Here is a 15,206-nt window from a genome sequence, read left to right on the forward strand (position 1 = left end):
AGCCCTCCCCCAAATTTCACAGGCTGGTCGAGAACGCGCCAGCAGCATCGCGATGGCCGAGGGCCGCCGCGGCCCGACCGAGCCCCACCTCGGTTCCTGGACGGCCAACCTCGGTTCCTGGACGGCCGGCCGCGGTTCCTGGACGGCCGGCCGCGGTTCCTGGACGGCCGGCCGCGGTTCCTGGACGGCCGGCCGCGGTTCCTGGACGGCCGGCCGCGGTTCCTGGACGGCCAACCTCGGTTCCTGGACGGCCGCCCTAGGCTCCGGGCGCAAGGAATTCGAGGAGTTCGGGAAGGACGAGCGCCGGGTCTTCCAGGTGGGGCGCGTGGCCGAGCGGCACGAGGCGCAGCGTGGCGCGGGGGATCGCGGCGGCCGCGGCGATGCCGAGCGGCGCCGGGAACACGTCGTCGCGCTCGCCCCAGAGCACCAGCGTCTCCGCGTCGATCTCGCCGAGCCGCGGGAGGCGATGGGGCACCGGGCCGACGGCGGGGAAGAGCGCGTTGAACGCGGCGACAGGGGCGACCCGGCCGTCGGGCACGGCGTAGAGCTCGCCGTGCAACGCCGCGAGGCGCTCGCCGCGCGGCGTTGGCTGCGGGGGGCGGATGCGGCGGAAGAGCGCCTTGCCGAGCACCCGCATCAGGCGCTCCGGCGGGGCGCGGAAGTAAGCGCGGCTCCAGGCGGTCATGACCGGCCCGACCCCCATTGCGCCGATGAGCACGAGCTTCCGCGGGCGCGCGCGCTTGCGGAGCGCGATCTCCGCCGCGACCAGCCCGCCGAGCGAGTGGCCGACGAGCGCGGCGTCGCCGAGATCCAGCTCGAGGAGGAGCTCCTCGACCGGATCGGCGAAGAAGCGGAGGCCCTCCTCGAAGCCCCCGCCCTCGAACGGCGGCGACGAGGCGTGACCGAAGCCCGGCAGATCCACGGCGATGACGCGGTGGCGACGCGCGAGCTCGGGGAGCAGCGGGAACCACGTCGTCGCGGCGTTGCCGCGGCCGTGCAGCAGGACCACGGGCGAGCCGCGGCCGCCCTCCAGGTAGCGGAGCGTCGAGCTCAGCGCGGCGCGGCGGTGCACGGCGAACGGCGGCTCGCCGGCGGCGAGCTCCGCGAGGATCGCGCGCTCGGCCGGGCCCAGGCGGGAGACGACGGCGTGGACATTCGTCACGGGCGCTCCCCGTAGCGCGAACGATACGGCGCGGAAATGCCGCAGCCGAGAGGGGCGCCGCCGCGCGCCCGCCCCTGCGTCGGCATCGGCTGTTGCCCGGGCCTGCGCGAGCACCGGGGCCGTGCCCGGGCCTGCGTCAGCACCGGGGCATGCCCCCCGGGCCTGCGTCAGTCCCGGCCGTGCCCGGGCCCGAGGATGAGCTGCATCTTGGCCATGGGCTCGAACCCCTCGACGTGCGGCGGGTGGTGGCACTGCGTGACGCAGCTCTGGGGCGGGGGCGAGAGCACGATGAGCCCCTTCTTCTCGGGATCCTTCGCGTGCAGCGAGCCCGGGCCGTGACACTCCTCGCACTGCACGTTCTGGAGGGAAGCGTTGTGCGTCACCGTGGAGCCGCCCGGCTTGCCGTAGCCGGTCACGTGACAGCTCACGCAGTCGAGGTTGTACTCCTTGAAGTCCTGCTGCAGCGTCGCGTAGGCCCGCGCGTGCGCGGTGCCGTCGAAGACCTTGCGCTCCTCGTCGTGGCAGTTCGTGCAGGCGTCGATGCCGATGTAGCTGGCCTCGCCCTTCGCCGGCGGCTCGGGGACGCGATCCGCGAACGCCTCCTTGTTGTGGGCGTTGACCCGCTTGTAATAGGCGAGGAGCTGCCCGGCGACGTCCTTGTCGGCCCCGAGCTTCTCGCGCACCTCCACCGAGCTGTAGCGGAAGAAGCTGCCGGTCACCTTCGTCTCCGCCGACTCGAGCTGCGCCTTCTCGGCCCGGAGCTTCTCCAGATCGGCCTTCCGATCGGCGATGTCCTTCGCGGAGACCGTCTTGCTGCCCTCCCAGCCGTTGAGGCGGATCTCGAGCTCCCGGATCCGCCCCGACAGGCTGATCAGCTCGTCGGCCTTGGCGACGCCGCCCGCGTCCGCGAACACGAGCGGGCCGTCGCCCTTGCCGCGGACGAAGAGATCCACGACCGCCACCGACTGGAGGTGGTTCGGCGTCTCGACGACCAGCGTCGTCCCGATGAGCACCGGCGGCTTCGGGCCGTCGTTGACGTCCCCGCGCTCGCTGGGCTTGCCCAGCACGAGCACGTGCAGCTCCGGCGCGTTGTCGGCGAGCCGCAGCGCCTCGCCCCGCGGCAAGGCGGCGAGCCCCACGAACACCGTCGCGCCCTGCTTCTTCGCCTCCTCGACGCCCGCCTTCACCGCCTCGACCGTCGAGCCGGCCTTGACGCCGTCGGGATAGGCGCCGGCGAGGCCCTTCGGGTCGCTCACGCCGATGAGGCCCACCTTCACGCCGGAGACGTCGCGCACCACGACGCCCCGGACGCCCTGCGCGCCCTCGAGGTTCTTGGCGAGCACGGCCGCCCCGGACTGCTCCTGGTACTTCGCGAGCGCCTCGGCGCCGAGCGCCCAGTCGTTCTCGCCCGGCGCCCACGCCGCGAGCCCGATCTCCTTCGCCGCCAGCGCCATCGCCTCGGCCTTCCAGGCGTCCTGGGTGCGGCGCTCCGGCTTCACCTCCGGCTCCATGAACAGCAGCGGCCCGGCGCCGACCACGAGGCGATCCGGCGCCTCGCCGCGCTGGCCCTCGATCAGGGCGGCGAGGTGGTCGATGCCCCCGAGCTGGTCCTTCGTGCAGCCGCACGGCTCCAGCGCGCCGGCCACGGTGCTGAGCACGTAGAGCCGCACCGTCGGCCGGGTCGCGCCCGCGTCGGCGTCCGCCTCCGCGCTCGCGGCGCCCTGCTCGGGGACCTTGCACCCCTGGCAGGCCGCCGCGCCGGCCGCCGCGGCGATCGCGAGGAAAGGGATCAAGAGCGCGTACCCCCGACGCACTCCGCGAAGAAGCGAGCGCTTCATGCCCGCGCTATAGCACACGGGCTCGGGCGCATGAGCCGGGGGCCGCGCCGAGGCGCCGGCGGCGGTGTCGAGGCGCCGGCGGCGGGCCGGGGACGGTCAGAAGCTCGACGGAGCGAAGGGCAGGACCGTCTTCAGGTCGGCGTCGTTGAACCGGAGCTGCAGGCCGATGAAGTAATCCCGGCGATCGGTGTTCAGGATGTCGTCCATGCCGCCGAGCAGCCACAGCTTGCGGATGAACTCGTACGCGAGCGCGACCCGCCAGCGCGGCGACAGCTCCTCGCCGAAGCCGAAGAGGTCCTGCCGGAGCTCGAACCGGTCGTCGAGCAGGTGGAGATCGAGGCCGAGGCCGCCCGTCGACTCCTTGATGCCGAACCGGCCCGTGAACGGGCCGAGCCGCTTCGCGAACTGGAACGAGAAGCGGAAGGCGTTCGTCGTGATCGTGCGGACCTCGCGGTAGTGCGCCGGGTCGTTGATGTTGGTCGTGTCGACGTCGATCTGCTGGAAGTCCGTCTTGCCGCGCGGGTCGTTCACCAGCTCGACGACGTAGTACTTGTCCTCGGTCGGCTGGAGCCGGAGCTCGACGTAGCTCTTGATGGTGTTGGCCAGGAAGTTGTAGTCGGTCCGGAGCCCGACCACCGTCTGGAAACGGCTGATCCCGCCGACGAGCTCGCCGACGTCCTCGACGACCGTCTCGACCTCGTTGATCAGCGTCTCGTCCTTGGTGAGGCGGCCGAGCGTCCCCTCCCCGCGGTCGACGCGCGCGGCGATGCTGTCCACGTGCTTCAGCGCCGACTCGAGGTTCTCGGTCGCGCGCCCCACCCGCTCGGCGGCGCGCCGGAGCTCGCCGGGCTGCCCGCCCTGCTGGCCGGGCACCTCGGCCGCGGCCGTCATCGTGCGGATGTCGCGGGTCACCTGCTCGACGTTGCGGAGGATCTCCCGCAGGCGCGGGCCCGACTCGCCCGTGATCTGGTTGATGTTGTTGATCGTCTGCGTGACGCCCGCGCGGTTCTCGCGCACGGTCGCGTTCATCTGCTCGGTGACGTCCGCGAGGTTGTCGAGGATCTGCGCGAGCCGCTCCTGCCCGGTCTCGGAGCCGACGGTGTTCTTCAGCGTCTCGGTGACGGTCTTGACGTCCTTCAGGATCTCGGCGACCTGCCCCTGCATCGACTGGATCGTCGGCTCATCGATGTAATAGAGGACCCTCCCCTCGTCGGGGATGCGCGGCTTGCCCTCGGTGCCGGGCGAGAGCACGACGAACGACTCGCCGATGAGGCTCGTGGCGCGCTTGCCGATGGCCGCGTCCTCGTAGAGCGGGACGTCGGGGCTCATCTTGATGTCGATGCGCGCCTGGCCGTTGTAGAGCGAGATCTTGTCGACGACGCCGACCTGGATGCCCGAGATCATCACCCGCGATTGCGGGGACACGCCGATGGCGTCCGGCAGCGTGGCCCAGACGCGGTAGCCGTTCCCGCCGCCCACGTCGCGCGAGACGAAGCGGTAGCCGCCGTAGGCCGCGCCTGCGAGCACGATCGTCATGACGCCGACCTTCGCGGCCTTGGAGACCTCAGCCATCCTGCGCGAGGGCCACGGTAGCACGAGCCGACCGCGGGACCGCGCTGCTTTCTCCCCGACGCGAGCGATGGCGCGCCGCGGTCCGATGCGAAGAGGCGCGCGCGGGCAGGAGACGGGCGCCAGGTCCGGAAACCTGCTAGCCGAGGCGTATGCGGTCGTGGTGGGCCAGAGGGGTGTTCGTCGCGGCGCTCACCTTCGCCGGGGCGGCAGCCGCGGAGCCGCCGGCGCTCACGTGGGAGGCGGCGACGCGATCGCCGCAGCCGCCCGCGGCGCTCGCGCCGGACGTCGCCGCGCTCGCGGCGCGCTGCGGGAGCGCCGACGCGGCGCTCGCCGCCGTCGCCCGGCGCAACGTCGAACGGCAGCTCCAGGGAGGGGAGATCATGCCGCCCGACGAGCTCGCCTTCACGCTGCGCGCCGCGGGCGCGCCGCACGCGTGGCCGAGGGGCTGGTCGATCTCCGGCCGAGGGCTGGGGCCGGACGAGGTCGGGGCGCGGCTCGACGGGTGGATCGCGGGCTGGACCACGCTCGGGGTGCGGCGATGTGGGGTGGCCCAGGCGAAGAAGCCGGATGGGACGGTGATCGTGGCCGCGGTCGGGGTGGACGCGCTCGCGGATCTGTCGCCGCTGCCGACGACGGCGCGGGTGGGGCAGTGGGTGACCCTCGAGGGGACGATGCGGGTGCCGGCGAGCGCGGTGAAGGTGGTGCTGCTGGGGCCGCGGGGCGCGCCCAAGACGGTGCTGAGCTCGCTGTCGGGTGCGCGGCTCCGCTCGAGCTTCGCGGTCGACCAGCCGGGGAGCTGGCTGGTGCAGGTGCTGGCCACCGTGTCGACGGGGCCGAGGCCCGTGCTGGAGGCGATGATCTTCGCGGGGAGCGCCCCGCCGGGCCGGTACGTCCGCGCGACCGCGCCCGGCGAGGAGGCCGCGAAGGGGGCGCAGGGCGACGAGGACGCGATGCTGCGGATGATGAACGCCGCGCGGGCCTCGGAGCGCCTGCCGGCGCTCGCGCGCGACGCGGCGCTCACCGCGCTGGCGCGGTCGCACTCCGAGGAGATGATCAAGGCGAAGATGGTGGGCCACGACGTGGGCTCGGGCGATCCGGCGGTGCGCCTCAAGGCGGCCGGCTACCGGGCGACGATCGCGGGGGAGAACGTGGCCAGCTCGAGCACGACCGAGGGCGCGCACCGCGCGATCTGGGCGAGCCCGTCGCACCGGGGCAACCTGCTCGACCGGCGCTACGGGAGGACCGGCGTGGCCGTCGTGCGCGACCCGAGCGGCCGGGTCTGGGTGACGCAGCTGTTCGCGGGGTGACCGCGGACGTCAGGCGTCAGGCGCCGCCGGTACGCTCGCCGGTGCCGCTCGAGCTCCGCCAGCGCGTCCGCGAGCCGGCGCTCGGCCTCTTCACCGCCGCGCCGGCTCCTGCGGCTCGCCCGGGCGGCCGCCGTGCCGCGCGTGTATCCTTGCACCGATGGCTGCACGCCCGCTTTACGTAGGCATCGACCTCGGCACCACGAACTCGACCGCGGCCGCCTTCGACGGCGAGAAGGTCACCCTCGTCAGGAACTCCCAGGGCGCGACGCTCACCCCGAGCGTGGTGCGGATCGACGCGCGCGGGACGACCACGGTCGGCGCGCGCGCGCGCCGGTTCCTCGAGAGCGATCCGCAGAACACCCGCGCGGAGTTCAAGCGGCTGATGGGGACGGCCCAGCCGATCGAGTTCGCCGCGGCGAAGGTGACGAAAAAGCCCGAGGAGCTCGCCGCCGAGGTGCTCCGCTCGCTCCGCGCCGACGTCGCCGAGCACCTCGGGGCCCTGCCCGCGTCGGCGGTGATCTCGGTGCCCGCGCTCTTCGAGCTGCCCCAGAGCGCGGCGACCTCGGAGGCGGCGCGGCTCGCGGGGTTCGAGCGGGTCGAGCTCATCCAGGAGCCGGTGGCCTCGGCGCTCGCGGCCGGCTGGACGGCCGAGGAGTCCACGGGCAGCTGGCTCGTCTACGACCTCGGCGGCGGGACGTTCGACGCCTCGCTGCTCGAGACCCGCGACGGGCTGCTCCGCGTCGTCGGGCACGACGGCGACAACTTCCTCGGCGGGCGCGACTTCGACTGGGCCATCGTCGACTGGGCGCTCGCCGAGATCGCGCGCACCCAGGGCGTCACCGTGAGCCGCGCCGATCCGCGGCACGCGGCCGCGCTCCGCAAGCTCAAGCTCGCGGTCGAGGAGGTCAAGATCGAGCTCACCCGCGCCGACGAGGCGGCGCTCGCGATCCCCGGGGCGTTCGAGGTGGACGGCGCGCACGTCGACGTCGATCTGGTCCTCGGGCGGTCCACGCTCGACGCGCTCTGCGCGCCGATCATCGACCGCTCGATCGAGGTCTGCCGGCGGCTCCTCGCGGCGCACGGCCTCGACGCGTCGCAGCTCGCGCGCGTCGTGCTCGTGGGCGGGCCGACCGTGATGCCGGCGCTGCGGGCGCGCGTCCGGGGCGCGCTGGGCGCGCCGTTCGGCGAGGGGCTCGACCCGATGACCCTCGTCGCGCAGGGGGCCGCCATCTACGCGGCGACCGCCGGGCTCGACGCGCGCGCCTCCTCGCTCGCGCCCGCCAAGGACGCCAAGGAGGAGGGCCGCCGGCTCTGGCTCCAGTACCCGGCGATGTCGAGCGACCTCACGCCCCACGTGGTGGGCCGCGTCGTGGAGGGGCCGGGGCCCGCGCCCGAGCGGATCCGGCTCGCGCGCGAGGGCGACGGCTGGACGAGCGCCGAGGCGCCGCTCGACGCCGAGGGGGCGTTCGTGGTGACCGTCGACCTGCTCCCGCGCCGGCCGAACGTGTTCCGCGTCGAGGCGACCACGGCCGGCGGCGCGAGGGTGCCGGTGCACCCGCGGTCGATCACCATCGTCCAGGGGCTCACGATCAGCGATCCGCCGCTGTCGCGCACCGTCGGGGTCGCGCTCGCGGACAACTCGGTGCGGGTCTACTTCGAGCGGGGCGCGCCGCTGCCGGCCCGGCGGACGTTCGTGCACCACAGCGTGGAGAGCGTCCCGAAGGGCTCCAGCGCGTGCGTGCTGAAGATCCCCATCGTCCAGGGCGAGCTCGACGTCGCCCACCTCTGCCGCGTGGTCGGGACCCTCGAGATCGACGGGAGCGGGCTCACCCAGGCCCTGCCCGCGGGCGCGGCGATCGAGCTCACGCTCGAGCTCGATCGGGGCGGGCACCTGTCGGCGCGCGCGCTGATCCCGTCGCAGGGGCTCGTGTTCGAGCGCGTCGCGCACCTGCTCGTCCCCGAGGCGGCGCCCGAGGTGCTCGACGCCTCGCTCGCGGCCATGCGCGAGCGGCTCGCCTCGGTGCGCGAGAGCGCCCTGCGCAGGAACGCGCCGCACGCGCTCGGCAAGGTCACCTACGTCGAGTGCGCGCTCGCCGAGGTGGAGCGCGACGCGGCCGCGGCGCGCGGCGGCGACGCCGACGCCGGGCAGAAGGCGCGGCGCGCGCTGCTCGAGCTCGACGTCCTGCTCGAGCAGGCCGAGGCCGACAAGCGCTGGCCGGAGCTCGAGGCCGAGGCCCAGGCCGCCGTCGCGAACGCGTCGGTGTGGATCTCGCAGCTCGGGTCGAGCACCGAGAAGGCGCTCCTCGAGGAGGCCGCGCAGGGCGTTGCGCGGGCGCGCGCCGAGAAGAACCAGGTCGAGCTCCAGCGGCAGCTCCGCCTCGTCCGCAACCTGAGCAGCGCGGCGTTCCAGCGGCACCCGAAGGCGTGGGTGTGGATGTTCGAGGACGCCGCCTCCGAGGCGCACCAGGCGTCGGATCTGGTCCGCGCGCAGAAGCTCGTGCGCGACGGGCGCGGCGCGGCGGAGCGCGGCGACACGGCCGCGCTGCGGGCGATCACCGAGGAGATCTGGCGCCTCCTGCCGGTCGACGCGCAGAAGCGCAGGCTCGGCCACGAGTCGGGGGTGCGCTGATGGACGGCGCGCTCGGCCGCATCCGCGACAACCCGTTCTACGTGCTCGGCCTGCGGCCGACCGCGAGCCGCGCGGAGATCGAGCGCGAGGGGCAGAAGCTGCTCGGGATGCTCGAGCTCAAGCTCGCGAGCGCGGCGACCTACCCGACGCCGGTCGGCCCCGGCGCGCGGACCGCCGACAAGGTGCGCCAGGCGATGGCCGCCCTCCGCGATCCGGAGCGGCGCCTCGCCCACGAGGTCTGGGCGCGGCTCGACCCGAGGCCTCCGCCGAAGGACGACCTCGACGACGACCTCGGCGAGCTGCCGCCGCCGGAGCCGCCCGGCGAGGATCCGCGCGCGCCGTGGCCGGACGCGCTGTCCGCGCTCGGCTGGAGGTCGCGGTGAGCTGGGGCGCCGCCCTGGGCATCGCGATCGCGCTGCGGGCGATCGGCGTGGTGGTCGCGCGGAGGGCCTCGCCCCAGGCGTCGTGGCGCGAGCTCGTGCTCGGCTCGGGCAGCTGGCGCATCCCGATGACCATCGTCCTCGTGCCGGTCGCGTTCGTCCTCGCGCTCGGCCTTGCCGTGGGCCAGCTCTGGTGCGCGCTGCTGCTCGCGCCGCTCGTGCTCCTCCTCGCGCCCTGGCTCGTCGCGCGCGGCGTGCTCATTCCGCTCGGGCTGCCGCGCGCCGCGTACTTCGTCGCGTGGCTGTCGGACTGGACATGGCGCGCCGATCGGCGCGGCGGCGCGGCGCTCGCGGCCGCGTGGGCGCTCTGCCGCGCGCGGAGGCCCGGCGCCGCGGTGGAGGCCTGGGTCAGCGAGCGGATCGAGCGCGCGGGAGCGGGGCCCGCGCCGTCCCCGGCGAGCGCCGTTCCGCTCCGCGGCGCGGGGATCGCCGCCGGCGCGATGCTCGCGGCGCGCCGCGGGGACGTGGAGGGTGCGCGAGCGCTCTTCGACAGCGTCGCCGGCCTGGACGAGCGCGCCTGCCCCCGCGAGGCCCGCCGCATCGCCGCCGGGTGGCTCGCCGCCGAGGCGGCCTCGCGCGGCGACTGGGCGGCCGCGCTCGAGCGCGCCCGCGAGGGCGGCGGCCGGGAGCTCGCGCTGCTCGGCGCCATCGCCGCGCGGCTGCTCGGGGAGGCGCCCGCGCCGGGCGCGCTCGAGCTCTGGCTCCGCTGGCTCGCCGCGCCCCATCGCCGCGCCACGCTCCCGCTCGTGCGCCGCGCCCTGGCCGCCGGCGAGGGCGCGCCGCCCCCGCAGCCGGAGGAGCCCGAGCCGTGCGCCGCCAAGGTCGCCGAGGGCGACCTGTGGAGCCGCGCGGTGCTGCTCCACGCGACGATGCTGCTCCGGCCGCGCGGCAAGGTCTCGGGCGACGATCTCCGGCGGCTGGGCGGCGCGTGGGACGCGGCGCTCGACGACGAGCGCGCCCAGGCCGAGCTCCGCGAGCGCGCGCAGCTGCTCGGCGCCTCGGGCGCGCAGGCGGCGCTCGGCCCGCTCTCGCGCGCGGTCGAGGAGGACCTCGCGGCGGCGCTGCGGGCGGCGCGCGTGCCGCGCGAGGCGTGGGACGATCTCGGCGGGACGATCGGCCGCACGCGCCGGCGCCTCCGGGACGAGCTCCTGTCCGAGGTGGAGCTCGCGTGCGACGCCCTCCGCCGCCGCGTCGACGAGAAGCGCGAGCTGCCGGCGCTCTCGGAGTGGCGCGAGTGGATCTCGCTGCGCGCGCAGTACGAGGCCGCGGCGGCGCTCGTCGGCCCGGAGTTCCGCCGCCTCGCGTTCCCCAAGGTGCACGCCGACGTCTGCCACGCGGCCGTCTGGCTGTTCAACGCGCGCAAGGAGCGGGCGATCGCGAACGCGATGTTCCGGTGGCTCCTCGCCGAGGCCGAGGCGCTCGAGGACGCGCGCCTCGCCGGGCTCCAGCGCGGCAACGTCGGGTGCGGGGTATGACGCGGGAGAGGGCGCCCGCGGCGCGCGCCGGGGCGCCGGCGGCTCGTCCTGATCCCCCCGGGCCGGCCGCATGATCGAGCTCGACCGGGTCACGAAGCGCTACGCCGGCGCGGTCGCGGTCGACGGGGTCTCGCTGCGCGTCGAGGAGGGCGAGCTCCTCGTCCTCCTCGGCGGCTCGGGCTCGGGCAAGACGACCACGCTCAAGATGGTGAACCGCCTCATCGAGCCCACGTCGGGCGCGATCCGGATCGGCGGCAAGGACATCACCGGCGAGCCGCCGCACGCGCTGCGCCGGCGCATCGGCTACGTCTTCCAGCGGCTCGGGCTGTTCCCGCACCTGACCGTGGCGGAGAACATCGGCGTCACGCCGTCGCTGCTCGGCTGGGACGCGGCGCGCATCCGGGCCCGCGTCGACGCGCTCCTCGAGCTCTGCGAGCTCGATCCGGCGGCCGTGCGCGACCGCCGCCCCGACGAGCTCTCGGGCGGCCAGCAGCAGCGGGTCGGGGTCGCGCGCGCGCTCGCCGCCGAGCCCCGGGTGATGCTCCTCGACGAGCCGTTCGGGGCGCTCGATCCGCTGACGCGCGACCGGCTCCAGCAGTCGTTCCTGGCGATCCGGCGCCGGCTCGGCCTGACCGCGATCTTCGTGACCCACGACCTCGTCGAGGCCCTCCTGCTCGGCGACCGCATCGCCGTGATGCAGGGGGGGCGGCTCGCGCAGGTGGGGACGCCGCGGGAGCTCATGACCGCGCCCGCGGACGAGTACGTGGCGCAGCTCGTCGGGACGCCGAAGCGGCAGGCGGCGGTCATCGACGCGCTGCTCCGGGAGGGGGAGCGCCGGCCGTGAACGAGCAGCTCGCCCTGCTCCCCGGGCGCCTCCTCGCGCACCTCGAGCTCACGCTCGTCGCGCTCCTCGTGGGGACGGGCGTCAGCGTGCCGCTCGGCGTGCTGGTCTCGCGCGCGCGCCGGCTCGAGCAGCCGGTGCTCGCCGTCGCGAGCGTCATCCAGACCGTGCCGAGCCTCGCGCTGCTCGCGTTCATGGTGCCCGCGCTCGCCGCGATCGGCGCCGCGAGCATCGGCTACCTGCCGGCGCTGATCGGGCTCGTGCTCTACAGCGTGCTCCCGGTCCTCCGGAACACGGTGGTGGGGCTCTCCAGCGTCGATCCGGCCCTGATCGAGGCGGCCGAGGGCGTCGGCATGACGCCGGGCCAGCGGCTCCGGCGCGTGGAGCTGCCGCTCGCCATGCCGGTGATCGTCGCCGGCATCAGGACGGCCGCGGTGTGGACGGTGGGGACCGCGACGCTCTCGACGCCCATCGGCGCGGAGAGCCTCGGCAACTACATCTTCAGCGGGCTGCAGACGCGCAACACGGCGGCCGTGCTCGTCGGGTGCGCGGCGGCGGCGGCGCTGGCGCTGGTCCTGGACGGCACGGTGCGGGCGCTCGAGATCGGCCTCCGCCGGCGCCGACGGGGCCTCGTGGCCGCGGCGATCGGCGCGTTCGCGCTGCTCTACGCCATCGCCGCGGCCGGCTTCGCCCGGGGGGCGCTCGGGGGCGGCGCGCGGCGGATCGCGATCGGATCGAAGACCTTCACCGAGCAGTACATCCTGAGCCGCGTCCTCGCGGGGAAGATCGCGCAGGACACGGGGCTGCCCACCGAGGCGGTGGAGTCGCTCGGGTCGACGGTGGCGTTCGACGCGCTGAGGACGGGCCAGATCGACGCGTACGTGGAATACTCCGGGACGCTCTGGACGACGGTCATGAAGCGGGGCGACGCCCCGGCCGACCGGGGCGAGGTGCTCCGCGGCGTCACGCGGTACCTGCTCGAGGAGCACGGGATCGTGGTCGCCGCCGCGCTCGGCTTCGAGAACACCTACGCGCTCGCGCTGCGGCGCGAGCGCGCGGAGCGGCTCGGCGCGCGGACCATCAGCGATCTCGTGCCCGCGGCGCGATCGATGTCGATCGGCGGAGATTACGAGTTCTTCGAGCGCGCCGAGTGGAAGACGGTCGAGCAGCGCTACGGGATCGCGTTCGCGAGGCAGCGCAGCATGGACCCGTCGCTCATGTACGAGGCCGTGAGGGCGGGCGAGGTGGACGTCATCAGCGCCTTCTCGACGGACGGGCGGATCGTGTCGTTCGACCTCCGCGTGCTCGAGGACGACCGGCGGGCGATACCGCCCTACGACGCCGTCGTCCTCGCGAGCGCGCGGCTCGCGCGGGAGCACCCGGAGGTGATCGAGGCGCTGCGGGGGCTCGAGGGCAAGATCGGCGCGGAGCGGATGCGGGAGCTCAACGTCGCCGTCGACGAGCGGGGAAAGTCCCCCGCGGAGGTCGCCGAGGCGCTGCTGCGGGAGCTCTGACGGGCCGCGCGCCGCTACGCGCCGCTCGGGTCGCCGGCGGGCCGGCCGCCGCGCGGCGACCCGGCGCCCGGGCGCCTGAGCGTCACGAGGCGCTCTTCCTGGAGCGGCTCGGGCTGGATCGTGCAGTGGTCGAGCGCGTGCCGCTCGCGCAGCCGCCGGCCCACGGCCGCGGCCACGTCCGTCCCGTGGTACCCCCTGGCGAGCACCACGTGCACCGTGAGCACGTTGAAGCCGTCGGAGATCGACCAGACGTGCAGGTCGTGGAAGTCGACCACGCCCGGCACGCTCCGGATCGTGTCCTCGACGTGGGCGAGGTCGATCTCGATGGGGCTGCCCTCCATCAGCACGCGCGACGTGTCGCGCACGAGCCGCCAGCCGCCCCAGAGCACGAGCGTGCCGATGGCCGCGCTGATCACCGGGTCGGCCCGCGTCCAGCCGAAGGCGAGGATGAGCACGCCGGCCACGATGGCGCCGACCGAGCCGAGCGCGTCCGACAGCACGTGCGCCAGCGCGGCCCGCGTGTTGATGTTGTGCCCGTGCTCGCCGGTCGAGAGCAGCAGCGCCGAGGCCACGTTCACGAGCAGCCCCAGCGCGGCGGTGATCGCCAGCGCCTCGGCGTGCACCGCCTGCGGCGCGCGCCACCGGTGGACCGCCTCGATGAAGATCCAGATCGCCGTCAGCGCCAGCGCGATGCCGTTGGCGAACGCCGCGAGCACCTCGGCGCGCCGGTAGCCGTACGTCCGCGCGCGCGTCCGCGCCTGCGCCGCGATGCGCTGCGCGATGATCGCGAGCCCGAGCGCCGCGGCGTCGGCGAGCATGTGCCCCGCGTCCGCCAGCAGGGCGAGGCTCTTCGACCACCACCCGACCGCCGCCTCGACGACCAGGAACGACGCCGTGAGCGCGAACGCCGCGACGAGCCGCCGGAGCGGCGCGCGCCGGTGGTCGTGATGGTGGTCGTGGTGCCGCGGGTCGCCGTGATCGTGATCGTGGTCGTGATCATGGTCGTGGCCGGGCGCGCCGTGAGGGTCGTGCGCGCGCGGCTCGCCGCGCGGAGCATCGCCCCGGTGCGGGTGCTCATGGGCGCCGCTCCCATCATCGTCGGGCACCCCCATCGCGGCGCCGGCGCGGCTCACACCCGCTCGATGATGGTCGCCACGCCCATCCCTCCGCCGATGCACAGCGTGATCAGCGCGGTCGCCTTGCCTTCGCGCTCGAGCTCGTCGAGCGCCGTGCCGATCAGGCACGCCCCGGTCGCGCCGAGCGGGTGCCCGAGCGCGATCGCGCCGCCGTTCACGTTGACGCGGTCGAGGTCGATGCCGAGCTTGCGCGCCGTCTGCAGCGGCACGGCGGCGAACGCCTCGTTGATCTCCCAGAGGTCAATGTCGCGGGCCTGCATGCCCGCCTTCTTCAGCGCCCGCTCCGACGCGGGCGCCGGGGCCGTCAGCATGATCACCGGCTCCGCCCCGGCCGTCGCCGTGGCGCGGAGCCGCGCCCGCGGCCTGAGCCCGTGCGCCTTCACGTAGTCGCCCGACGCGAGCAGCACCACCGCCGCGCCGTCCACGATGCCGCTCGAGTTGCCCGCGGTGTGGACGTGCTCGATCGACGCCACCTCGGGGTACCGCACGCGCGCCAGCTCGTCCACGGTCTCGCCGGCGGGGCCCAGCGGGGTCGCTCCGAGGCCGGCGAACGCCGGCTCGAGCTTCGCGAGCGCCTCCATCGTGGCCCCGGCGCGCGGGTGCTCGTCGCGGTCGAGCAGCGGCTTTCCGTCGAGATCGACGACCGTGAACAGGCTCTTCGCGAACCGCCCCTCGCGCGCGGCCCGCTCGGCCTTGCGCTGGCTCTCCAGCGCGAAGCGGTCGACGTCCTCGCGCGAGAAGCCCTCGATCGTCGCGATGAGGTCCGCCGAGATGCCCTGCGGCACCATCGCCAGCTTCTTGCGGAGGGCGAGGTTGTTGCCGTCGAGGGGCGCGCCGTCCGAGCCCATCGGCACGCGCGACATGCTCTCGACGCCGCCGCCGACGGCGACCTCCTGCTGGCCGGACATGACCCCCATCGCCGCGAAGTTCACCGCCTGCGCGCCCGAGCCGCAGAAGCGGTTGACGGTCACGCCGGTCACGCCGTCCGGCCAGCCGGCCGCGAGGATGGCGGTGCGCGCGACGCACGCCCCTTGCTCGCCCGCCTGGGTCACGCACCCGACGACGACGTCCTCCACGTCGTCCTTGCGGATCCCGCTCTTCTCGGCGAGGCGGTTGAGGGTCTGCGCGAGGAGCTCCTGGGGGTGCACGCCGGAGAGCGCCCCCTTGCCTGCCTTGCCTCGCCCGCGCGGCGTGCGAACGGCATCCACGATGAAAACGTCTCGCATGACAGGCCTCCCGCGCTCGGTGTCCGGCCCTGCCTTAGCATACCCCCCGTTCCCGGGGCAGCCCGC

11 protein-coding genes are annotated in these 15,206 nt (G+C 74.9%); 6 read left to right on the top strand and 5 right to left on the bottom strand.

The window, feature by feature from the left end; genetic code table 11:
- Positions 1–256: 256 nt before the first annotated feature.
- The 3 genes from WME83_RS43965 to WME83_RS43975 form a co-directional block, all read right to left on the bottom strand.
- The gene (locus WME83_RS43965; RefSeq protein WP_437315678.1) at positions 257–1,162 is read right to left on the bottom strand and encodes an alpha/beta fold hydrolase; all 906 of its coding nucleotides are present in this window, start codon (positions 1,160–1,162) and stop codon (positions 257–259) included.
- Between the two features lie 167 nt (positions 1,163–1,329).
- Complete coding sequence (locus tag WME83_RS43970; RefSeq protein ID WP_437315679.1) at positions 1,330–2,955, bottom strand: multiheme c-type cytochrome; 1,626 nt, start codon at positions 2,953–2,955, stop codon at positions 1,330–1,332.
- A 141-nt stretch (positions 2,956–3,096) separates the two neighbouring features.
- Complete coding sequence (locus WME83_RS43975) at positions 3,097–4,572, bottom strand: MlaD family protein (RefSeq protein WP_061625132.1); 1,476 nt, start codon at positions 4,570–4,572, stop codon at positions 3,097–3,099.
- A 149-nt stretch (positions 4,573–4,721) separates the two neighbouring features.
- On the opposite strand from WME83_RS43975, the gene WME83_RS43980 reads away from it, so the two are divergent.
- The 6 genes from WME83_RS43980 to WME83_RS44005 all read left to right on the top strand — a co-directional run bounded on the left by WME83_RS43980 (position 4,722) and on the right by WME83_RS44005 (position 12,778).
- Positions 4,722–5,879 carry a CAP domain-containing protein gene (locus tag WME83_RS43980; protein ID WP_437315680.1) on the top strand — a complete coding sequence of 386 codons (1,158 nt, stop codon included), beginning with the start codon at positions 4,722–4,724 and terminating at the stop codon, positions 5,877–5,879.
- 157 nt (positions 5,880–6,036) lie between these two features.
- Positions 6,037–8,508 (top strand): Hsp70 family protein, encoded by a 2,472-nt coding sequence (locus WME83_RS43985; RefSeq protein ID WP_437315681.1) that lies wholly within the window; start codon positions 6,037–6,039, stop codon positions 8,506–8,508.
- Positions 8,508–8,891 (top strand): hypothetical protein, encoded by a 384-nt coding sequence (locus tag WME83_RS43990; RefSeq protein WP_437315682.1) that lies wholly within the window; start codon positions 8,508–8,510, stop codon positions 8,889–8,891. Before WME83_RS43985 ends, WME83_RS43990 begins: the two co-directional genes overlap by 1 nt.
- Positions 8,849–10,423, top strand: coding sequence for a hypothetical protein (locus tag WME83_RS43995; protein WP_437315683.1), 1,575 nt, complete (start codon positions 8,849–8,851; stop codon positions 10,421–10,423). Before WME83_RS43990 ends, WME83_RS43995 begins: the two co-directional genes overlap by 43 nt.
- 70 nt (positions 10,424–10,493) lie before the next feature.
- On the top strand, positions 10,494–11,267 hold the full coding sequence (locus WME83_RS44000) for an ABC transporter ATP-binding protein (protein WP_437315684.1): 774 nt from the start codon (positions 10,494–10,496) through the stop codon (positions 11,265–11,267).
- Positions 11,264–12,778, top strand: a complete 1,515-nt coding sequence (locus WME83_RS44005) for a glycine betaine ABC transporter substrate-binding protein (RefSeq protein ID WP_437315685.1) — start codon at positions 11,264–11,266, stop codon at positions 12,776–12,778. The genes WME83_RS44000 and WME83_RS44005 overlap by 4 nt, the downstream gene beginning before the upstream one ends.
- 14 nt (positions 12,779–12,792) lie before the next feature.
- Here the strand turns inward: WME83_RS44005 and WME83_RS44010 are convergent, their stop codons facing one another.
- A complete protein-coding gene (locus WME83_RS44010) occupies positions 12,793–13,911 on the bottom strand; it encodes a cation diffusion facilitator family transporter (RefSeq protein ID WP_437315686.1) in 1,119 nt (372 codons plus the stop codon).
- Complete coding sequence (locus tag WME83_RS44015) at positions 13,908–15,140, bottom strand: acetyl-CoA C-acetyltransferase (RefSeq protein WP_437315687.1); 1,233 nt, start codon at positions 15,138–15,140, stop codon at positions 13,908–13,910. Before WME83_RS44015 ends, WME83_RS44010 begins: the two co-directional genes overlap by 4 nt.
- Positions 15,141–15,206 lie beyond the last annotated feature (66 nt).

Origin of the sequence: Sorangium sp. So ce385 (assembly GCF_051474135.1) — a bacterium.
Lineage (GTDB): Bacteria > Myxococcota_A > Polyangia > Polyangiales > Polyangiaceae > Sorangium > Sorangium cellulosum_D.